Annotated in this window: 17 protein-coding genes and 2 pseudogenes; 5 read left to right on the plus strand and 14 right to left on the minus strand. The window is 69.8% G+C overall.

Annotation, left to right across the window (positions count from 1 at the left end; all coding sequences use genetic code 11):
• Positions 1-31: 31 nt before the first annotated feature.
• Positions 32-1,654 (minus strand): FAD-binding protein, encoded by a 1,623-nt coding sequence (locus tag BTZ20_RS22920; protein ID WP_077042926.1) that lies wholly within the window; start codon positions 1,652-1,654, stop codon positions 32-34.
• Positions 1,655-1,781: 127 nt separating this feature from the next.
• On the opposite strand from BTZ20_RS22920, the gene kstD reads away from it, so the two are divergent.
• The 3 genes and pseudogenes from kstD to BTZ20_RS22935 all read left to right on the plus strand — a co-directional run bounded on the left by kstD (position 1,782) and on the right by BTZ20_RS22935 (position 6,259).
• On the plus strand, positions 1,782-3,506 hold the full coding sequence (kstD, locus tag BTZ20_RS22925; protein WP_189636534.1) for a 3-oxosteroid 1-dehydrogenase: 1,725 nt from the start codon (positions 1,782-1,784) through the stop codon (positions 3,504-3,506).
• 12 nt (positions 3,507-3,518) lie between these two features.
• Positions 3,519-4,379 (plus strand): MaoC/PaaZ C-terminal domain-containing protein, encoded by an 861-nt coding sequence (locus BTZ20_RS22930; RefSeq protein WP_077042928.1) that lies wholly within the window; start codon positions 3,519-3,521, stop codon positions 4,377-4,379.
• A 107-nt stretch (positions 4,380-4,486) separates the two neighbouring features.
• Positions 4,487-6,259: pseudogene (locus BTZ20_RS22935) on the plus strand (cholesterol oxidase substrate-binding domain-containing protein).
• Here the strand turns inward: BTZ20_RS22935 and BTZ20_RS22940 are convergent.
• The 6 genes and pseudogenes from BTZ20_RS22940 to BTZ20_RS22965 form a co-directional block, all read right to left on the minus strand.
• Positions 6,237-6,761 carry a hypothetical protein gene (locus tag BTZ20_RS22940; RefSeq protein WP_077042929.1) on the minus strand — a complete coding sequence of 175 codons (525 nt, stop codon included), beginning with the start codon at positions 6,759-6,761 and terminating at the stop codon, positions 6,237-6,239. The pseudogene BTZ20_RS22935 and the gene BTZ20_RS22940 overlap by 23 nt on opposite strands.
• The gene (locus BTZ20_RS22945; protein WP_077042930.1) at positions 6,758-7,996 is read right to left on the minus strand and encodes a DUF58 domain-containing protein; all 1,239 of its coding nucleotides are present in this window, start codon (positions 7,994-7,996) and stop codon (positions 6,758-6,760) included. The genes BTZ20_RS22940 and BTZ20_RS22945 overlap by 4 nt, the downstream gene beginning before the upstream one ends.
• Positions 7,993-8,951 (minus strand): annotated as a pseudogene (locus BTZ20_RS22950) (AAA family ATPase). The gene BTZ20_RS22945 and the pseudogene BTZ20_RS22950 overlap by 4 nt, the downstream one beginning before the upstream one ends.
• Entirely contained in the window at positions 8,948-9,433 is a 486-nt protein-coding gene (locus BTZ20_RS22955; protein WP_077042931.1) for a hypothetical protein, read from the minus strand. Before BTZ20_RS22955 ends, BTZ20_RS22950 begins: the two are co-directional and overlap by 4 nt.
• Positions 9,415-10,095, minus strand: a complete 681-nt coding sequence (locus BTZ20_RS22960; RefSeq protein WP_145982400.1) for a DUF4129 domain-containing protein — start codon at positions 10,093-10,095, stop codon at positions 9,415-9,417. The genes BTZ20_RS22955 and BTZ20_RS22960 overlap by 19 nt, the downstream gene beginning before the upstream one ends.
• A 299-nt stretch (positions 10,096-10,394) precedes the next feature.
• The gene (locus tag BTZ20_RS22965) at positions 10,395-11,138 is read right to left on the minus strand and encodes an SCO6745 family protein (RefSeq protein ID WP_077043922.1); all 744 of its coding nucleotides are present in this window, start codon (positions 11,136-11,138) and stop codon (positions 10,395-10,397) included.
• A gap of 217 nt (positions 11,139-11,355) precedes the next feature.
• On the opposite strand from BTZ20_RS22965, the gene BTZ20_RS22970 reads away from it, so the two are divergent.
• Positions 11,356-12,282: a bile acid:sodium symporter family protein gene (locus BTZ20_RS22970; protein WP_077042932.1), complete on the plus strand. Its 927-nt coding sequence runs from the start codon at positions 11,356-11,358 to the stop codon at positions 12,280-12,282.
• 1 nt (position 12,283) lies between these two features.
• Here the strand turns inward: BTZ20_RS22970 and zapE are convergent, their stop codons facing one another.
• On the minus strand, positions 12,284-13,240 hold the full coding sequence (gene zapE / locus BTZ20_RS22975; RefSeq protein ID WP_077042933.1) for a cell division protein ZapE: 957 nt from the start codon (positions 13,238-13,240) through the stop codon (positions 12,284-12,286).
• Positions 13,241-13,296: 56 nt separating this feature from the next.
• Here zapE and BTZ20_RS22980 point away from each other — a divergent pair, with 56 nt between their 5' ends.
• Positions 13,297-13,914, plus strand: coding sequence for a TetR/AcrR family transcriptional regulator (locus tag BTZ20_RS22980; RefSeq protein ID WP_077042934.1), 618 nt, complete (start codon positions 13,297-13,299; stop codon positions 13,912-13,914).
• Positions 13,915-13,947: 33 nt separating this feature from the next.
• On the opposite strand, the gene BTZ20_RS22985 is transcribed toward BTZ20_RS22980, so the two are convergent.
• The 6 genes from BTZ20_RS22985 to BTZ20_RS23010 all read right to left on the minus strand — a co-directional run bounded on the left by BTZ20_RS22985 (position 13,948) and on the right by BTZ20_RS23010 (position 21,035).
• Entirely contained in the window at positions 13,948-15,117 is a 1,170-nt protein-coding gene (locus BTZ20_RS22985; RefSeq protein ID WP_077042935.1) for a lipid-transfer protein, read from the minus strand.
• A complete protein-coding gene (locus BTZ20_RS22990) occupies positions 15,114-15,524 on the minus strand; it encodes a MaoC family dehydratase (protein WP_077042936.1) in 411 nt (136 codons plus the stop codon). The genes BTZ20_RS22985 and BTZ20_RS22990 overlap by 4 nt, the downstream gene beginning before the upstream one ends.
• Positions 15,521-16,543 (minus strand): bifunctional MaoC family dehydratase N-terminal/OB-fold nucleic acid binding domain-containing protein, encoded by a 1,023-nt coding sequence (locus BTZ20_RS22995; protein WP_411269094.1) that lies wholly within the window; start codon positions 16,541-16,543, stop codon positions 15,521-15,523. The genes BTZ20_RS22990 and BTZ20_RS22995 overlap by 4 nt, the downstream gene beginning before the upstream one ends.
• 17 nt (positions 16,544-16,560) lie before the next feature.
• The gene (locus tag BTZ20_RS23000) at positions 16,561-17,709 is read right to left on the minus strand and encodes an acyl-CoA dehydrogenase family protein (RefSeq protein ID WP_077042938.1); all 1,149 of its coding nucleotides are present in this window, start codon (positions 17,707-17,709) and stop codon (positions 16,561-16,563) included.
• Positions 17,694-18,758, minus strand: a complete 1,065-nt coding sequence (locus BTZ20_RS23005) for an acyl-CoA dehydrogenase family protein (RefSeq protein WP_077042939.1) — start codon at positions 18,756-18,758, stop codon at positions 17,694-17,696. The genes BTZ20_RS23000 and BTZ20_RS23005 overlap by 16 nt, the downstream gene beginning before the upstream one ends.
• A gap of 126 nt (positions 18,759-18,884) precedes the next feature.
• On the minus strand, positions 18,885-21,035 hold the full coding sequence (locus BTZ20_RS23010; protein ID WP_077042940.1) for an acyl-CoA dehydrogenase: 2,151 nt from the start codon (positions 21,033-21,035) through the stop codon (positions 18,885-18,887).
• Between the last annotated feature and the right edge of the window lie 9 nt (positions 21,036-21,044).

A 21,044-nucleotide genomic window follows, 5' to 3' on the forward strand; every position in this document is an offset into this window, starting at 1 on the left:
CTTCGGTTCCCTTCGATGACGGTTGTCGGGACTAGCCCGAGGGGCGTTCTCCGTCCGGACGTGCCTGTGCCCGCCCGGCGGCGTGCCCACCGGCCCGGCGGCCGGAGTAGATACAGTCTGCTAGCGAGAGACCGCTGACGTACGAGTTCGAGCAGATCCCCACCGCGGTGCGGCCCGCCGCGTACAGACCCGGAATGGCTGCGCCCGCAGTCGAGGTGACCTCACCGGTCCCCTCGTCCACGACCAGACCGCCGAGGGTCAGCATCGGCAGCGGATTGGTCAGGCTCTTCTTCAGCGACACGTCGAACAGCGAGAACGGCGCCGTCCGCACCGGCCGCACGAAGTCCGCAGGCTTGCCCATCGGATCGGCCTCGCCTGCCACGATCGCGTCGTTGTGCGCCGCGACCGTCGCCGCCAGCCCCGCCGCGTCGATTCCGACCTTGGCCGCCACCTCTTCGAGGGTGTTCCCCGTGACGCCCTCGCCGCGGAGCAGGGTCTCCGCCTGAACGCGCTGGAACCACATGGTCTGGGTGCCGAGCTGCGAGCGCGCCTCCTTCACCAGGTCGGCGTCGGCCAGCAGCCACCCCTGCCCGGAGTTCTCGGCGATCATCGCGTAGCCCAGCGCGGCCCCGTACCGGGACTCGTCGACCATCCGGTTGCCCTTCTCGTTCACGAGCACCGAACTGAGGAAAGCACTGGGCGGGACGATGAAACGCCAGGCCGAGATGTTGGAGAGCTTGTCGGTCGCCGCGCCGACGGCGGTTCCCATCTGGATTCCGCTGCCGTCGTCGCCAGCCGTACCGAGCGCAAGCCCGCCGCGGTACTGCGGCGCGTGTTCCGCGACGAGTTCGCGGTTCGCGATGAACCCGCCCGCGCTGAGCACCACACCGGAACGGGCCTGGATACGGATCGGCTTGGCGTACCGCGCCTCCATCTTCTCGATCTGCTTCTGCAGGATCTTGCGCATGGGCGGGTAGTAGATGCCCGGCTTTGCGGAGAGTGAGGTCAGCGCGGCGTATCGCGCGCGCACCTGCTTGGGCGCACCGCGAAGGCTCAGGCACTGGACCCCGACCACGGTCCCAGTGTCGTCCATGATCAGCTCCGTCGCACGGGATTGCTGTTCAAGCCTGACGCCATTCGCCAGCGCGGAGGCGATCAGCGGCCCGTAGAGCATCTTGCCGGAGGTGCCCTTGCCCTTGGCTCGGTGTCCGCGGGGCGCCGGCTTCGCGATGTCGCGGAAGCCGCCCGCCGCCTCGCTACCCGAGTAGTACAGGTAGTGGCGGTTGCTCGGGTACGACGTCTTGTACGGGCACAGCGACGCCTCGAACGGCACCCCGTGGCCGGACAGCCAGTCGATCATCGCGGGGCTCTCGTCGCAGAACTTGCGCAGCGTCTCCTCGCTGACGGCGTCCCCGACCTCGCGGCTGAGGTAGGCGAACATCGCGTCCGAGCTGTCGGCGACCCCCGCCTGCTTCTGGACCCACGTCCCGCCGCCTGCATAGACGATGCCACCCGAGATGGTGCTGGCCCCGCCGCCGCTGTAGCGGTCGAGCGCGATCACATCCGCCCCCGCCGCGACGGCCTCGAGAGCGGCGGAAACACCCGCGACGCCCACCCCGACTACAACGACATCCGCGGAAAGGTCCCAGGACACCGCGCACCACCCTTCCGTACACCTGCAACGTGTTTTCGTTTGGTTCCGGTTGTCAAGACCCAGTTCGGCAATACTTCCTGGCAGAAAGCATGGACTGAGACCCACCTGATTCTATAACGTGTTCTACATGAGCAAGCAGGAATACGACATCGTCGTTGTCGGTAGCGGCGCGGCGGGCATGACCGCGGCCCTGACCGCCGCCCACCAGGGTTTGAGCGTCGTCATCGTCGAGAAGGCCGCCCATTACGGCGGCTCCACCGCCAGGTCCGGTGGCGGCGTCTGGATCCCCAACAACGAGGTGCTCGAGGCCGACGGTGTCACCGACACCCGCGAGGCAGCCCGCGAGTACCTGCACAGCATCATCGGCGACGTCGTCGCGCCCGAGCGCATCGACACCTACCTCGACCGTGGGCCGGAGATGCTCTCGTTCGTGCTGAAGAACAGCGCGCTGAAGCTGCAGTGGGTGCCCGGCTACTCGGACTACTACCCCGAGGCCCCCGGCGGACGCCTCGGTGGACGTTCGGTGGAGCCGTCGCCCTTCGACGGCAACCAGCTCGGCGACGACCGCAAGAACCTCGAGCCGGATTACGTCAAGGCCCCCAAGAACTTCGTCATCACGCAGGCCGACTACAAGTGGCTGAACCTGTTGATGCGCAACCGCCGTGGCCCCATCCGCGCGATGAAGGTCGGCATGCGATTCCTGGCCGCCAAGGCCACCGGCAAGGACCTGCTGGTCCGCGGGCAGGCCCTGGTCGCGGGCATGCGCATCGGCCTGCGTGACGCGGGCGTGCCGATCCTGCTGAACACCCCGCTGACCGAGCTGTACACGGAGGACGGCGCCGTCCGCGGCGTGAAGGTACTCGTCGACGGCGAGGAGCAGGTCATCCGCGCCAAGCACGGTGTCGTGCTTGGCTCCGGCGGGTTCGAGCACAACGAGGAGATGCGCAAGCAGTACCAGCGCGCCCCGATCACCACCGAGTGGACGGTCGGCGCCAAGGCGAACACCGGCGACGGCATCCTGGCGGGCCAGAACGTCGGTGCCGCAGTGGACTTCATGGACGACGCCTGGTGGGGTCCGTCCATCCCGCTGACCGGCGGCCCGTGGTTCGCCCTGTCCGAGCGGACCCTGCCCGGCTCGATGATGGTCAACACCGCGGGTAAGCGCTTCGGCAACGAGGCCGCCCCGTACGTCGAGGCCACCCACATGATGTACGGCGGCAAGTACGGCCAGGGCGAGGGCCCGGGCGAGAACATCCCGACCTGGATGATCCTGGACCAGCGCTACCGCAACCGCTACACCTTCGCGGGCATCACGCCGCGCTCTCCCTTCCCCGGCCGCTGGCTCAAGGCCGGCGTCGTGGTCAAGGCGGGCACCATCGCCGAGCTCGCCGAGAAGACCGGCCTGCCCGTCGACGCCCTCACCGAGACGGTCGAGCGCTTCAACGGTTTCGCGCGCAGCGGTAAGGACGAGGACTTCGGTCGCGGCGACAGTGGATACGACGCCTACTACGGCGACCCGCGTCTGAAGAACCCGAGCCTCGGGGAGATCAGCAAGGCCCCCTTCTACGCGATCAAGATGGTGCCGGGCGACCTCGGCACCAAGGGCGGCATCTGCACCGACACCGAGGGTCGTGCCCTGCGCGAGGACGGCACCGTGATCGAGGGCCTCTACGCGGCGGGCAACGCCAGCGCCCCCGTGATGGGCCACACCTACGCGGGTCCCGGCGCGACCATCGGTCCCGCGATGACCTTCGCGTACCTCGCGGTCCTGGACATCGCCGAGAAGGCGAAGTCGGGCACCGAGTCCGCTTCCGGCGTGAGCGCCGAATCCGCCACTGCCACTTCGAACTGACAGGAAGCCACGTTGCCCATCGACCCCAACATCGCGATCGGCGCCGAGCTGCCCACCCAGGAGTTCTCCTGGACCAGCTCGGACGTGCAGCTCTACCACCTCGGCATCGGAGCGGGCGCACGTCCGCTCGACGCCAAGGAGCTGCGTTACCTCGAGGACGGCAAGCCGCAGGTGCTGCCGACCTTCGCCACCGTGGTGGCCAACTTCCACGCCACCGAGGCACCGAAGGTGTCCTTCCCCGGTGTGGAGATCGACCTCGCCAAGGTCGTGCACGGCAGCCAGGAAGTGACCGTGCACCAACCGATTCCGGCCGAGGGAAGTGCACGCACCACCACCCGGATCTCCGAGGTGTGGGACAAGGGCAAGGCCGCGGTCATCGTCCAGGAGTCCACCACAACGGACCTGGACGGGAATCCGCTGTGGACCGCGCGCTCGTCGATCTTCGCGCGCGGTGAGGGCGGCTTCGGCGGCGAGCGCGGCCCGTCGGAGTCCGTCGCGCTGCCCGACCGGTCCCCCGACTTCGAGGTCGAGGCGCCGATCCTGCCGCAGCAGGCGTTGCTGTACCGGATGTGCGGTGACCGGAACCCGTTGCACTCGGATCCCCAATTCGCCAGCGCGGCGGGGTTCCCTGCGCCTATCCTGCATGGACTGTGCACGTACGGAATGGTCTGCAAGGCCGCTGTCGATGCCGCGTTGGACGCTGACACATCGAAGGTGAAGGGCTACAAGGCCCGCTTCGCCGGGGTGGTCTACCCGGGCGAGACCCTCAAGATCCGGATCTGGAAAGAAGCCGGCCAGTTGCTCATCTCGGCAAGCGTTCTCGAGCGCAGCGACTCGCCCGCCTTGGCAGACGTGGTCCTCACGCTCGCCTGATCCAGCAAGCACGACAGAGCGGTCGGCCGTACCCAGCACGGCCGACCGCTCTACCCGACTTCAACGAACACAACTCCCCCTCTCTCACACACGACTGGAGTAAACGCATGCCGGAATCGAACGATAAGCGTCTCGGCTTATCAAGGCGGGGATTCCTCGCTGCAGGGCGGGGGCCCTGGCAGCGACGGCGGCGGGCGCGTGGACGCCCGTCTACGCCATTCCGCTCGGCTCATCGGGCTCGGCAGGCGGCTCGGGTTCGCTTGGCGGGCCGACGCTCCCCGCGCCGCCGAGCTTCCCGGACGGCATCGAACTCGCGCAGCAGGCGTACCAGAACTGGTCCAAGGAGATCATGCTGGACTCCGTCTGGACCTGTCACCCCAAGTCGCCCGACGACGTCGTCCGCCTGGCGAACTGGGCGCACGACAACGGGTACAAGATTCGTCCTCGCGGCGCCATGCACGGCTGGACCCCGCTGACCGTCGTCAACGGCGCCCCCGTCGACAAGGTCATCCTGGTCGACACGATGAAGCACCTCAACGGCGTCTCCGTCAACGCGGGCGGCTCGCCCGCGACCGTGACCGCGGGCCCGGGTGCCACCCTTGACGCGATCACCACCGCGCTGCAGGCACAGGGCCTCGGCTTCGCGAACCTGCCCGCTCCGGGCGTGCTGTCCATCGCGGGCTCTCTTGCCGTGGATGCGCACGGCGCCGCCCTGCCCGCCAACGGACAGGCCACCACTCCTGGCCACACCTACGGCTCGCTGAGCAACCTGGTGACCTCGCTGACCGCGGTGGTCTGGGACGGCTCCAAGTACGCGCAGAAGACCTACTCCCGCAACGATCCTCAGATCAAGCCCCTGCTGACCAACCTCGGTCGCACCTTCCTCACCTCGGTGACGCTGCAGGCGGGCCCGAACTTCCGGATGCGGTGCCAGAGCTACACCGACATCAAGTGGACCGAGATGTTCGGCGCCAAGGGCGCCTCGGGCCGCACCTTCGAGAGCTATGTCGCCTCCAACGGCGGCGTGGAGGCCATCTGGTACCCCTTCACCGAGAAGCCGTGGCTCAAGGTGTGGTCGGTCGCGCCCACCAAGCCCGCCGGGTCGCGCGAGGTCACCGGCCCGTACAACTACCCGTTCTCGGACAACCTGCCCGAGGCGGTCACCGACCTTCTCGGACAGATGAACTCGGGCCTCCCCGGCATCGCACCGGCGTTCGGCAACATCATGTACACGACCACGGTCGCCGGGCTCGCCGCGACCGGCGCCAACGACATCTGGGGCTGGTCGAAGGACATCCAGTTCTACATCAAGGCCACCACCCTCCGCCTGACCGAGGGCGGCGGCGCGGTCATCACCAACCGCGCCAACATCGGTCAGGTCATCCACGACTTCACCCACTGGTTCAACGAGCGCATCGAGTTCTACAAGGCGAAGGGCCAGTACCCGCTCAACGGTCCCGTCGAGATCCGCTGCTGCGGGCTCGACCAGGCCGCGGACGTCAAGGTCCCTCGGCAGGCGCTCCGACCATCTCCGCGATGCGTCCTCGCCCGGACCACCCGAGTGGGACACCGCCATCTGGCTGAACGTGCTCGGCGTCCCGGGTACCCCCGGCATGTTCGAGTTCTACCGCGAGATGGAGCAGTGGATGCGCTCGCACTACACGGGCAACGACTACACCTTCCGCCCCGAGTGGTCGAAGGGCTGGGCGTTCGGCGCGGACCCGTACACCGACGGCGGGATCATCAGCGGCGCCCTGCCGCAGAGTTACCGCGACGGCGTGCCCGCGAGCGACAACTGGGACACCGCACGGGCGGCGTTCAACACGCTCGACCCGCACCGGATCTACAGCAACTCCTTCATGGATCAGCTGCTGCCGTAGCCGCTCGACCCGTCAGGGGCCGTGCTCGCCGATCGCGAGCGCGGCCCCTGTCCGTTTCCCGACCTCGCATAGGGCGCGAGCACCAGCGCATACACGGCCAGGCAGGCGATCGGCCCACCAGCGGCAGCCAGGCGATCTCGAAGGGCAGCAGGAACACCGACACCGCCGCGACGGCGGTCACGACCGCCACCGCCAGCACCAGCCCCGCCTCTGCGAACGCGGTCCCGGGTGTGTGGGCGGCATGGGCGGCCAGCACGAACACCGTCGCCCCGACCCCGGCGAGGCCCGCCTGCACCGGCGTTGGCTCGCCAAGGGCCAACGCGAGCAGCGCGCCCTGTACCGCACAGATCACGGCCACCCGGCTCCACCGGGCGGCGAGCACCCCCGCGGCGGAGAGCCCGGCCGCGATCAGTGCCTGTGCCTGCGCGTGCGGAACGACCGCGGCGCTCATCGACCAGCCTGCCCCGAGGGCCATCACGCTCGATCCGGCGAGCCCCGTCATCGCGGCACCACCCGCCTGCCCCGACGGCCGATCCCGGCCAGCACGCGGTCGAGAGACGAATCCCCCTGCCAGCCGACGATATCGATCCCGAGGACGCCGAGATCCCGATACATGTTCCGGCGTTCGAGCCGCCACATCCTGGCGACGGTCGGATCGAGCTCGTCCGCGAACGGCGGGCCCGCGAGCACGTCCACCACGGCCACGGTGCGGCCCCGCTTGCGGAGGTCGATGAGCGCCAGGGCGAAGTCCGTGTCCAGCAGCGTGGTGAAGGCGACCACGGCGGCGCCGGGCGGCACAGCGGGCCGTGGCACCAGCGTGCCCTCGAGCGGCAGGGTGCGCTCCCCGGCCCCGAGCACGGCCTCGACGATGCGATAGAACTGCCGACGACCGAGATCCGGTGCGAGCCAGCGCGATCGGGCACCGAGCACGACGACCGCGGTGCGGTCACCACGCCGAAGCGCCGCCTGTGCGACCTGACAGCCACCGCGTACCGACCGATCCAGGCTCTCGCTCGCGGGCCCGGGAGCCTGCGGGTGCGCGTCGATCAGCACCACGACATCCGCCGCTCGGTCCGTCCGACGTTCGGTGACGTGCAGGGCACGACGGCGTGCGCTCACCGGCCAGTTCACCGCTCGCAGTTGGTCGCCGGGGACGTAGGCGCGGATGTCCGCGTACTCCACCCCGGGCCCGTGCCGTTCGGTGGGATGCGCCCCGAACCGATCGGGCAGGTCCGTCGGCGGGATCCCCGGCCGGCTCGGATCCACAAGGGGGAACACATCGACCGTGGCAACCTCGGCCACCGCCACACCCACCAGCAACCCGCCCGCCGCGGTCGCGTCGACGGCCACCCGCGGCCGATAACTCCCCCACCGCCCGGCGGTGATCCGCACGCCCGTGCGCGGGTCGCCCGAGCTCGCCGCTGCCTTGTCGATCTCCAGCCCGTCCTGCGGAAGTGCATGGACACCGAGCGCCGATCGCGAGCCGGCCTCGTCCACCGCGACCGCCAGCCGCACCGACTCTCCCTCGAACAACCGGACCGTCGTTGGCTCGCCGCGCACGGTCACGTGATCGACGGGGCGCGGCAACAGCGCGCGCGCCGCGAGCGCGCCGAGCATCGGGGCGGCGAAGGCCAGCAGCTCCGGCCTGCCGCCGACGAGCGCGACGACCAGCGCGGTGGCCGAGCACGTCGCAAGAGCCGCCGCCGCGGGCGAGGCCCGCCACTCGATGGCGCTCACGTGCTCGCCCTCGGCACCGGCAGCCGGCGCAGGATGTCGGCGACCACCTCCTCCGCGTGGATCCGGCGTACCCACATCTCCGGTCGCAGCGAGATCCGGTGTGCCATCGCGGGCGCGGCCAGCGCCTTGACGTCCTCGGGATGACGTAGTCCCGACCGCCGAGGAGCGCCCGCGCCCGGGCGAGCTGGACGAGGTCGAGCTCGGCCCGTGGGCTCGCACCGACCTCCACCTGGGGATGCGAGCGGGTCGCTGCCGCCAGCGAGACCACGTAGCGGAGCACGTCCGGATGCACCGAGACCTGCTCGACGCTGCCACGCATGGCATGCAGTTCCTCGGCCGTCACGATCGCCCGGACGGCCACCGTGGCAGCGCCCCGGTCCAGGCGGCGCTGCAGCATCTCCTGCTCGTCCGCGGCGCCGAGGTATCCCACCCGCAGCCGCAACATGAACCTGTCGAGCTGCGCCTCCGGGAGCGGATAGGTGCCCTCGTACTCGATCGGGTTGTCGGTGGCGAGGACGATGAACGGATCCGGCAGCGGCCGGGTGACGCCGTCGATGCTCACCTGTCCCTCCGCCATCGATTCCAGCAGTGCCGCTTGGGTTTTCGGCGGCGTTCGGTTGATCTCGTCGGCGAGGAGGACATTGGTGAACACCGGGCCGGCCCGGAACTCGAACCGTCCCGACTGCATGTCGTAGACGGTCGAGCCGAGCAGGTCGGCTGGCAGCAGGTCCGGCGTGAACTGGACTCGGGTGAACTCCAGCCCGAGCGCCGACGCGAAGGACCGCGCGATCAACGTCTTGCCCAACCCCGGCAGATCCTCTATCAGCACGTGTCCACCGGCGAGGACCACCAGCAGCACGGTCGTGATCGCGTCCCGCTTGCCGACCACGGCCCGTTCGACCTCGGCGAGGACCGCCCCTGCTCTGGCCGTGGTGGCCTGCGTCGCGGCGGTCACAGCTGCTCCAGTCGGGTCAGGATGCGCTCGAGTGCACCGCGCCCGGGGCCGGGCCCATCCGGATCGCCCGCGCGGGCGCCCGCCGGGTCCACCCACCGCCACAGGTCGGCGCCGAACATCGCGGCCCCGGCCGCTTCGATCTCGGCATGACCCCGCGGCGCACGCGGTCCGCTCACGTGCACGAACTCGCGGGCAAGCAGTGGCCGCAGGTGCCGGTCCCAGTCCGCGCACGAACCGTCCGCCCAGCTCACCAGCGTCTCTGTGCGCAGCCGCCAGCGAAGCAACATCTCTTCCTGGGAGTTCAGCGGCGCGGCGACCTCGCCCGCCGCCGGTGCCGCGTCGACGGTTCGGCGCATCGCGAAGATCACGACGGCGGCCGATGCTCCGACCGCGATCAACGAGGCCGCAGGCGCTCCCGCCCGCAGCGCCGTGGCCTCCAGCGCCGCGACGAAGAGGATCCCGATCACGGCGATGCGGCGCATCGCGCCTCCCCCAGTTCGGCCAGGACCGAGCGCAACAACTCCGCCGCGGTGCTCCGGTGCTCCTCGGTCATCTCGTGTCCGCTGAACCTGGCCTCCTCGAAGAGCCCGACCAGCGCCGTGGCGCTCTCCCGATGCAGCACACCGTGGCGTACCGCACGTGCCAGCACCTCCGACGGGGTGTCGGATGCGAGCGGCGCGGCGTCGGGGGCCGCACCAAGACCGCGTTCCATCGCCAGGTAGCAGGCGATGATGGCCGATCGGGGGTCGGCCCCGGTGTTCGCGACCTCGACAAGGCCCAGTTCCGCTGCGCGCCGCAAGGATTCGGCGGCCGCCCGCCGGGCCGCTGGGACGGCGTCCTCCTCGCGGACGTCGCTCCGGTCGGGCAACAGCAGCCGCGCGCGGGCGACGGCCCCGGCCAACAGCAGCGCGGTCAACAGCGGCAACACCAGCAGGACGTCCGGCCAGATCTCGCTGCCCCGCGGCGCCGGGAGCTGTCCGACCGCGGGCACATTCGGATCCGCCGCACCGCCATTCGGATCGGCGGGGGCCGCCCGGTCCCGGTTCGGCGCGAGGGCGAGCGCGGCGACCACCACCAGTCCCGCGAACCCGAACCACGCCGCCCCTGCCACCACCGGCCGGGCGCCGGACGATGGCCGATCCACGTCGGCGCCGGCCGCACGGGCCTGCGCGAGGGGCCCAGTACCAGCACCGCCACGAGGGCGATCGCCGCCACCAGGACCGCGAGGGCGGCGATGACGAGCATCGCGACCAGCGCGGCCCTCCCGTCGGTCCGGGGCGGCGCCGTCGGCCGCTCGACCTCGGGCAGATAGCCGCGGAGCGCAAGGACGCTCACCACGATCAACGCGATAACCGTGGCAGTGCGACCGACCGCCGTGCCCACCACTCCATAGTCGCACGGTGCCCGCACGAGATCGATGGATGCGCGCGGGCCGATCCGCGATCAGCGAGGCGGGAATACTCCCGCGTGGGCGTCCGCGAGGAGGGTGACGAGCTCCTTGCCCTCGGACTCGTCGAGGACGTCGAATGCCTGGGAGGCGAGTTCGTCGGTGATCTCCTCGGCGCGCGCCCACCTGGCCCGGATGTCCTCCCCTGGCGCCGTGTAGGGCGCGGGCCAGCCGTAGAGCGCGGCCTGGTCGGGTCCGCTGGCCAGCGGCGACCCGGAGATCAGGACGGCGTCCCTCGGGCTGACGCGCTGGCTCTTGACCGCGACGAGGTGGAGCCCGCCGCGCAGCTCGCGCAGGACGTGGGTGAGCTGGAGGACCCGAGCCCGCGGATCCGCGGGCAGCGGCACGGCACGCCAGCCGGCGAACAGCGGCACGCCCGCGGGATCGGCGTTGACCGCGACCGCCTCCATCAGTTCGGCAAGCCGATCGGCGGCGTCGAACGCGGCGAGCTTGCGGACACCGAACTGCTGCGCGGCGAGCGCGTAGCCACGGGCGGCCTCGGCGGCGGGCATCGTCACCGACTCCCAGGCGGCCCTGACGCTGTCGGCGGGGAAGAAGCCCGCGGCGGCCGTCACGACGTCGGCGTCGACCTCGCCGAGGACGCCGCAGCGGCCGCGCATGTACGGGCCGATGAAGCCGTCCACACCGGTGGTGCGGCCGAACTCCTTGGCTTCACGGGAGAACATGAATCCTCCACCGATCTGCTGGATCTGGTCTTTGACCGCGTGTGCGACCGTCATCGATTCCACCTCTCGCCGGATACCGTCCCAGCGAGGCTATGCCACCCGTCATAGCAGCGGAAGATCGCTTCGGCGACGCGGCGACGACGGCGAGCCCTCCGGCACGACGAATCTGGGCGATATGCCCAATTCGGGTGCGGACACCCGTATCTTTGCGCCGAGGCTTCTGACGGCGACGCGTGCACGTCGCAAGACTTCCAGGAAACGGGGACCTGCGATGAATTCCGGGCTGTCCACGGTCGCGCTGCCACTCGCGTTGGCGATCATCATGTTCGGCCTCGGCCTGTCCCTGACCATCGGGGACTTCGCCCGGGTCGCCAAGCACCCCAAGGCCGTCGTGATCGCGCTGGTCTGCCAGTTGATCCTGCTGCCCGCGATCGCGTTCGGACTGGTGCTGCTGTTCGACCTGCCTCCTCTCCTGGCGGTGGGCATGATGCTGCTGGCCGCCTCACCCGGCGGGACAACGGCAAACCTGTTCAGCCACCTGTTCCGAGGCGATGTGGCACTGAACGTCACACTCACGGCAGTGAATTCGGTGATCGCGGTGGTGTCGCTGCCGCTGATCACCAACTTCGCGCTCGGGCACTTCGCACCAACGGACGGCACGGGTTCCCTCGGACTGCAGTTCTCGAAGGTGGTGCAGATCTTCGCGATCGTGCTGATCCCGGTGGCCGTCGGCGTCTGGGTACGGCGGGCGTGGCCGGCCTTCGCGGACCGGATGGATCGTCCCGTCCGGATCGGCTCGGCCGTGGTCCTGGCACTGGTCATCGTCGGTACGGTGATCGCCGAGCGGGAGAACGTCACCGGGTACCTGGCGGATGTCGGGCTGATCACGCTGATCTTCTGCATCCTGAGCCTGACCATCGGCTATTTGCTGCCGAGGAGGCTGGGCATCGCCAGCAGGCAGTCGATCGCCAGCTCGATGGAGATCGGCATCCACAACAGCACGCTCGCGATCACGATCGCGATCAGCCTGCTCGACAGCACCCGCATCGCGGTCCCCGCCGCGGTGTACGGCGTGGTCATGTTCCCCGTCGCGACGGCCTTCGGATGGCTGATCACCCGCGGCCGCGCGGACGAGCAGGGTCCGTCGGCGGCGGCGGGATCGTCGGCCGATCGCGACCTCGACCCCGCCGCCGGCTAGCTCATCTGAGCAGCGCCAGTCTGCTGCGGGTGCGTGCCAGGTCCAGCCCGCCCGCGACCGGGTCGGCCCCGGGCACCCGCCAATCCGCGCCGACCAGGGTTAGTTCGGTGTCCTGGTCGTGGAGAATGTCGACGACATTGCAGAATCGTTGCACCCCATCGGGACTCGCGTCGACCATCTGCGGCACGCCGCTCAGCACCCAGCGCGGGTAGGCCGCCGCCAGGCTCAGGTAGTCCAGCGTCGAGGTCGGCCGCTCGCACAGGTCCGCGAACTCGAACCAGACCAGATCGCCTGCCGCCGAGAGCGCCGTAATGGGCTGGGTGGTGGGGCGGAGCGTGACGCGATCGCCTGCCGCCGGCCATTGCAGGGTGGCCGCATCGGTCAGGTACCGCCCGGCACCGAATCGCAGCGAACCGGTTCCCGATCCGCGGTAGTCGACGGCGCCCGACACCTCGACGACCTCCATCCGCGCCTTGAGCACCTCGATGGTCGGCACGAACGTCTCGTGGAACAGCGGGTTCGGCATCAGCCCGTCCGGCGGATAGTTCGAGGTGACCACCAGCGTCACCTTGCGCTTGCGCAGCGCCCCGAGCAGCCTCGTCAGCAACGCGCCGTCCCCGACGTCGTGCACGTGGAACTCGTCGAAGAACAGGATCTTGCAGCGCTCGAGCAGCGAATCCAACGCGCGTTCGATCCCTTGGGTGTGCACGAGCTCGTGCAGTCGGCGGAAGAACTCGTGGAAGTGCACGCGAAGGGTCCGAACGCCACTCATGCCATCGCGGAACACGTCCATCAGCCAGGTCTTACCCCTGCCGACCGGGCCCCAGAGGTAGATGCCGCGGCCGGTGGTGAGGTCCATCGCGGCCATGCGCTCGGCGGCCGCCCGCTGCGCCGGATCGAGCACGAATCCGGCGCCGTGCGCGGCCCGGTCGAACACGTCCACTCGGATCGATTTCATAGCGCGACTCTACAAATGTAGAGTTCGATGGGTCAACGTGATCGGAGCGACATTCAATGACGGAAACGACGGACCGGCGGGCGCGCATCGCGGACGCCGCGCTCGACATCATCGCCACGGACGGCATCCGGGCACTCACCCATCGCGGCATCGACCGACACCTGGGACTGCCCGTGGGATCTACGTCCTACTACTTCCGGACCAAACGCGACCTGCTGGTCGCGACGGTCGGGCACCTCACCGACCGGTCACGACGCGCCTTCACCGATTCCCAGCCGGAACCGCAGGCGCCGAACACGGACGCGGGCATCGCCGAGATCGCCCATGGGATCGCGATCTACGTCGACGGACTGCTCGCCGACCGCGCCCGCGACATCCGCGCCCGCTACGCACTCACGCTGGAGATGGTGCACGACAAGCAGATCCAGGCCGCGCTCGCCGTGAGCCTGTTCTCCAGGGAGCGGGCGGTCGGGCTCACCCGCCTGCTCGGCACGGGCGACCCGGAGCAGGACGCGGCGGACCTGATCGCCCTGCTGGAGGGCCTGGTCTTCGACCGGACCGTCGGCGCCAGGGCGCTCGAGGGCCCCGTGCCGGGTACCGCCGAGTGCATCGCCGCGCTCGCCGCGCCCATCGCAAAGGCGCTGACGCGCCCGTGCGCGGTTGACGAGTCCTAGCACTCGTCAACCGCGCACGGGCGCCGGAGGCGCCTACGCCGTCAGGACCAGCCCGGAGGTCGGCACACCGGTGCCTGCCGTGACGAGGACGTTCTGCACGTCCGGAACCTGGTTCACCGAGGTGCCGCGGATCTGGCGGACACCCTCGGCGATGCCGTTCATGCCGTGGATGTAGCCCTCGCCCAGCTGCCCACCGTGGGTGTTCAGGGGCAGCCGCCCGCCCAGCTCGATGGCACCGTCCGCGATGAAGTCCTTGGCCTCGCCGCGGCCGCAGAAGCCGAGCTCCTCGAGCTGCATCAGCACGTACGGGGTGAAGTGGTCGTAGAGCACCGCGGTCTGCATGTCCTGCGGACGCAGCCCCGACTGGGCCCACAGCTGGTCGCCGACCAGACCCATCTCCGGCAGACCGCTCAGGCCGTCCCGGTAGTAGCTGGTCATGATGTACTGATCGGCCCCGCTGCCCTGCGCCGCGGCGGCGATGATCGCGGGCGTGTTCGGCAGGTCCTTCGCGCGCTCCGGCGAGGTCACGACGATGGCGATGCCTCCGTCGGTCTCCTGGCAGCAGTCCAGCAGGTGCAAAGGCTCGGCGATCCACCGCGAGGCCTGGTGCTCCTCGATCGTGATCGGCTTGCCGTAGAAGAAGGCGTTCGGGTTGGTCGCCGCGTGCTTGCGGTCCGCGACCGCGACCCGTCCGAAGTCCGCACTGGTGGCGCCGTACACGTGCATGTAGCGCTGAGCGATCATCGCGACGAACGACGCCGGGGTGCTGAGCCCGTGCGGGTACGAGAACGCGTTGTCGGTACCGGAGGAGTTCACCTGCTGCACCAGCGCCGAATTCACCTGCCCGAAGCGCATTCCCGAGCGTTCGTTGAACGCACGGTAGGCGACAACCACGTCCGCGACACCGGTGGCCACCGCCATCGCGGCCTGCTGGATGGTGGCGCAGGCCGCGCCGCCGCCGTAGTGGATCCGGCTGAAGAACTTCAGGTTCGGGATCCCGACCGAACGCGCCACGGCCACTTCGGTGTTGGTGTCCATGGTGAACGAGGTCAGGCCGTCCACATCGGACGGCTTCAGGCCCGCGTCGTCGAGCGCGGCCTGGACCGCCTCGGCGGCGAGACGCAGCTCGCTGCGCCCCGAATCCTTGGAGAAATCGGTGGCGCCGATGCCGACGATGGCGGCCTTGCCGGACAGCTCACTCATGCCGTCGCTCCGTCCATGACGAGGGTGACCGTCGACTTGATGTGGTCACCGAGACTGTCCTTGCCGACGATGTCGAGGGTGACGAGGCCGTCCTCGACCGAGGAGACGGCACCGGTCAGGGTCAGCGTGTCGTAGGCGTACCAGGGCACACCGAGACGCAGCTTGATCGACTTGATGACCGCACGCGGACCGGCCCAGTCGGTGACGTACCGCTGCACCAGCCCGGTGTCGGTGAGGATGTTGACGAAGATGTCCTTCGAGCCGCGCTGCTGCGCCTTGTCCCGGTCGTGGTGAACATCCTGGAAGTCCCTGGTGGCCAACGCCGTCGACACGATGAACGTCGGGTCGCCGTGGATGGACAGGGCGGGCAGGGTCTCCCCCACTGTCGCTGTCAGGGTCGAGCTCATGCCTGCTCCTTCACGGGACGCCACGCGTACAGGGTCCACGGCTGTTGTCCGGTCTCGTCGTCGCCCGGCAGGTCGAGGAACTCCACCTGCACCGGCATCCCGATCGTGACCTCGCTCGGATCGACGCCACGGAGCTCGCCGAGCATCCGCACGCCCTCAGCGAGTTCCACGAGCGCGACGACGAACGGCAGCGAACGACCCGGCACCTTCGGCGCGTGGTGCACGACGTAGCTGAAGACGGTGCCGAGCCCGGAGGCCACGACGTAGTCCGTCCGCTCCGACTTGTCCTTCCAGATCGCAGGCACCGGTGGGTGCTGCAGCGAACCGTCCTGGCGCTGCTGGAGACGCAGCTCGTGCGCCGCGACGCCCTCCCAGAAGAACTCGGTGTCGCGCGACTGCGAGGGACGCAGCATCCGGGTCGGGTCGAGATCGTCGAGCGACTCGCCCAGGCTCGACGACGCGACTCCCGCGGGAGCGGGCGCCTCCTTCGCTGGGGGCGCGAACTTCAGGATCCGGAAGAGCATCTCGGCGACGACCTCGTCGCCCACCTTCCAGAAGTTCCGGGTGGTGAAGAACCAGCCCTCGCCCAGACCCGTCTTCTTCGGGCCCACAACGTCTTCGAGGACCGACTCGATGGTCACCTCTTCGCCCGGACGGACATAGCGGTGGTACGTCTGGTCGCAGTTCGTCGCGACCACCGACGTGTACCCGGCCTCGTCGAGGATCTCCGTCATCCGGCCGAGCGGATCGTCCTCCTCGCGCACGGCACCGAGACCGCGCATCGTCCAGACCTGCGCCATGGCGGGCGGGGCGACGATGCCGCCGTGGCCCGCCGCGACTGCGGCGTCCTCGTCGACGTAGATGGGGTTCTCGTCGCCGATCGCCTCGACCCAGTTGCGGATCATCGGCATGTTGATCGGGTCGCGGCCTGCGCGGGCCTTGCTGGCGCCGCCCGCCCGCACCCGCTCGGCCGCCGCGAGGATCGATGCTTCCTTGTCGCTCGCTGAACCGTCGCTCACTGAAACCTCCGTCGCGGTCATCGGGGCACCTTCGGCAGGCCGAGGCCCGCCATCGCGATGAGCTCGCGCATGACCTCGTTGACGCCGCCGCCGAACGTGATCACCACGTTCCGCTTGACCTGCACGTCGAGCCAGCGCATCAGCTTCGCGGTCTCCGGGTCACCGGGGTCGCCGTGCGCGCCGATGATCTCGTCCGCGATCCGGCCGACGCGCTGGATGCGCTCGGTGGCAAAGACCTTCGTCGCCGACGCGTCGGCGATGTCCACGTCGCCGGTCGCCGCAGCCACCTGCCAGTTGAGGAGCTCGTTGAGCCGGTAGGTCGCGTGGATCTCGCCGAGACCGCGCTGCACGTCCGGTTCGGAGAGCAGGTCCCGCTTGGCCGCCCACTCGTGCACCTTCTCGTACAGGCCCGCAACACGGCCGGCCGGTCCGAGCATGACGCGCTCGTGGTTGAGCTGGGTGGTGATCAGGCGCCAGCCCTTGTTCTCTTCGCCGACAAGCATGCTCGCGGGCACACGTACGTCGGAGTAGTAGGTGGCGTTGACGTGGTGCGCGCCGTCGGCGGTGATGATCGGGGTCCACGTGAAACCGGGATCCTTGGTGTCCACGATCAGGATCGAGATGCCGCGGTGGCGCGAGTCCGCATCGCCGGTGCGCACGGCGAGCCAGATGTAGTCGGCGTCGTGGCCACCGGTGGTGAAGATCTTCTGGCCGTTGACGATGTACTCATCTCCGTCGCGCACCGCCGTGGTGCGCAGCGCGGCCAGGTCGGTGCCCGCCTCCGGCTCGGAGTAGCCGATCGCGAAGTGCACCTCGCCCGCGAGGATCGAGGGCAGGAACTTGCGCTTCTGCTCCTCGGTTCCGTACGTCTGCAGCGTCGGGCCGACGGTCTGCAGGGTGACCGACGGCAGCGGAACATCCGCCCGCACAGCCTCGTTGACGAAGATCTGCTGTTCGATCTCGCCGAAGCCACGGCCGCCGAACTCCACCGGCCAGCCGACGCCGAGCCAGCCGTCCTTGCCCATCCGGCGAATGACCTCACGGTAGGTGGGGCCGTGTCGCTCGGTGAGCATGATCTCGGCCTCCTCCGGAGAGATCAGGCCTGCGAAGTAACGGCGCAGTTCCGCCTGCAGCTCACGCTGTTCGGGTGTCAGATCGATGAACACCGGGCCCCCACGAGGTCGAGTCGAGATGAGGCGCCGCCGACGAGGCGGGCCAGGTCTTTGGCAATGGAGAAGTAGCGGTGCATCGGGTAGGTCACGTCCACACCCAACCCGCCGTGCAGGTGGTGCAGGGTGCGCATCGCGGCGGGCACCTCTGCCGCGATCCAGTAGGCCAGCACCTCGAGGTCGTCATCCGCCTCGAGGCCCTCGGCCACCCGCCAGCCCGACGCCAGCGCCGAGACGTGCAGGGTGCGCGAGGTGACGTAGACGTCGGCGATCTGCTGGGCCACGGCCTGGAAGGTCGCCAGCGGCTTGCCGAACTGCTCACGGGTGCGCAGGTGCTCGGCGGTCAGCGTGGTGGCGCCTGCCAGCAGTCCGTCGGTGTACGCACCGATGCTCGCGAGCGCGATCCGGTACAGGGTGGCGTTGTCGCCGCCAAGGACCTCCGCGGCGGGGACCCGGACGCCGTCGAGCCGCACCGAGAACTCCGGGCTGCCCGAGGACGAGGAGATCTTGGCCAGCGTGACGCCGGGGGCGTCGGGCGCGACGAGCACGACGCCTGCGTCGGTCGGCATCAGGATCCGGTATGCGAGGTCGGCGAACGGAACGGCGACCTTCAGGCCGTTGACGACGACACCGTCACCGTCCGCAACCGCGGTGGTCGACGGCGACGTCGGAAACGCCGCGCCCGGCTCGTTCAGAGCCGCGGTGAGCACCCGTCCGGTCGCCACCTCGGCGAGGATCGCGTCCTGCTGTTCCTGCGTCCCCAGCGCGAGCACGGGGAGCAGGCCGAAGCCGAGGGTGGCCAGCGCAGGCACCGGCGCGGCACCGCGGCCGGTCTCGGTGAGCAGTGGCAACACCTCGGGCAGGCCGAGCCCGGCGCCGCCGAGCCGCTCGGGCACCGCGAGCGAGAGCAGGTCGGCCTTCGCCATCGCCTCCCACAACGCTGGGTTGAAGCCGCTGGTATCGGCGGGATCGGAGACCTCGCGGGCCAACAGCCCCACGACGATCTCCGCCACCGTTTCTTGTGTCTGATCCAGAGAGAAATCCACGCTGAACAATCCCGCCTACGAGTTAGAACCTGTTCTAGTTGTATCAGCTCCCCGGCACGGGGACAACGGTTCGGGCCCGGCACGGGAGCAACGCTTCGCCCCCGTGCCGGGCACTTCCTGCCGCAGCTAGTCCCGCGGCAGCCCGAGGATCCGTTCCGCGGCCACCGTCAGCAGGATCTGCTCGGTGCCGCCGGCGATCGAGAGGCACCGGGTGTTCAGGAACTCCCGGGACAGCGGGCCCTCGATGGCGCCGCCCGGCCCGGACAGCTCAAGCGCGAACTCCGCGACCGCCTGTCGGTGCCGGACACCGACCAGCTTGCGCACGCTCGACTCGGGCCCGGGGTCCTGACCGTCGAGCTGACGCAGGGTGGTGCGGTGCTCGAGCAGCGAGCCGACCATGGCCTCGCCGATCAGGAATCCGACCCGGTCCTTGGTGACGGCGTTCGGCCCGCCGCGCTCGGCCAGTTCGAGCAGTTCCTCCATCGCCTTGCCAAGCGAGGAGCCGCCGCTCATCGCGACGCGCTCGTTGGCCAGCGTGGTGCGGGCCAGCTTCCACCCGCCGTTGACCTGCCCGACCACGCCGTCATCGGGCACGAACACGTTCTCGAAGAACACCTCGTTGAACAGTTCGTCGCCGGTGATCTCGCGCAGCGGCGAGACCCGGATCCCCGCGCTGCGCATGTCCACCAGGAAGTAGGTGATGCCCTTGTGCTTGGGCACGTCCTTGTCGGTGCGAGCCAGGCAGATGCCCCAATCCGCCTCGCGGGCCAGGGAATTCCACACCTTCTGGCCGTTGAGGACCCAGCCCCCGTCAACCTTCTCGGCGGTCATGCGCAGTGCCGCGAGGTCGGAGCCTGCGCCCGGCTCGGAGAACAGCTGGCACCAGATCAGATCCCCGCGCAGCGTGGGCATCGCGAACCGCTCGATCTGCTCGGCGGTGCCGTGCTCGAGGATGGTCGGCACCGCCCACCACCCGATCACCAGGTTCGGCGTCTCGAGTTCGGCGCGCACCAGCTCCTCGCCGATCAGGATCTGCTCGGCCGCCTTCGCGGACTTTCCGTACGGCGCCGGCCAGTGCGGAGCCAGGTACCCGGACTCGGCGAACGCGGCGCGACGCTCCGCCTCGGGCAACGCGACGATCGCCTCGATCTCGGCGCGCACCTCGGGCCGCGAGGCCTCGAGGTCACCCAGATCGACGGTCAGGTGCCTGCGCTCGCCCGCCTGGGTGAGCTCCGCGACCCGGGCCCGCCAGAACGCGCCGCCGCCGAGCAGCTGCCGCAGCGAGAGGACTCGTCGCAGGTAGAAGTGCGCGTCGTGCTCCCAGGTGAAGCCGATGCCGCCGAGCACCTGGATGCAGTCCTTGGCGGTGTCCACGGCCGCGTCGAGGGCGACCGAAGCGGCGACCGCGGCCGCGATCGGCAGTTCGGCGTCGGATTCCGCCGCGACCGCGGCATCCCAGGCCACGGCCCGGGTCTGCTCCACACGGCACAGCATCTCGGCACACAGGTGCTTGATGGCCTGGAACGAGCCGATCGGCTTGCCGAACTGCTCGCGGATCTTCGCGTACTCCACGGCGGTCCGCAGGCACCAGCCCGCCACACCCGCCGCCTCCGCGGCGACCAGCGTCGCGGCCAGATCCCTGACCAGTCCGGGGCGCAGCCCGACGACGATCCGGTCCGCGCTCACCCGGACACCCGCACAGGACACCCGGCCCAGCGGGGTGCTCACGTCGACGTTCTCCAACGCCTCGACGGTCAGTCCGTCCGCCTCGGCGTCGACGAGGCACCACACGGTGTCGTCGCCGCGCGAGGCCGCGAGCAGCACGCCGACGCCGGGCCCGCCGCCGAGCGCGAGCCCGGCCTCACCGCTGAGGACCAGGCCGCCGTCGCCATCGGCCTCGGCCGTCACGACGCCGTCGACCACGACGCCGACCGGCAGGTTGCCCTCGGCCAGTTCGGGACCCCACTGCTTGGCCGCGGCCTCGCCGCTGCGGCCGACGACCAGCGCCGCGAGCGCGGTCGAGAGCACCGGACCCGCGGCCAGCGCCGCGGCCGCCTGCTCGAGCATCACCGCGAGGTCGACGATCTCGCCGTCGGCGCCGCCGACCTCCTCGGCCTGCGCGACCGAGAACAGGCCGAGGTCAGCGATGGCGGACCAGTGCGACCGCCACGAATCGGCCGGCCCCTGCCGTAGCGTCTCGATCGGGTTCGTCGCGCGGGCCCAGGCCTGAATCGATTCCTGGACGGCACGCTGGTCGTCTGTCGTGGCGATTGTCACAAGGGAGGC

This window comes from Rhodococcus sp. MTM3W5.2, from assembly GCF_001984015.1.
Lineage (GTDB): Bacteria > Actinomycetota > Actinomycetes > Mycobacteriales > Mycobacteriaceae > Rhodococcus_G > Rhodococcus_G oryzae.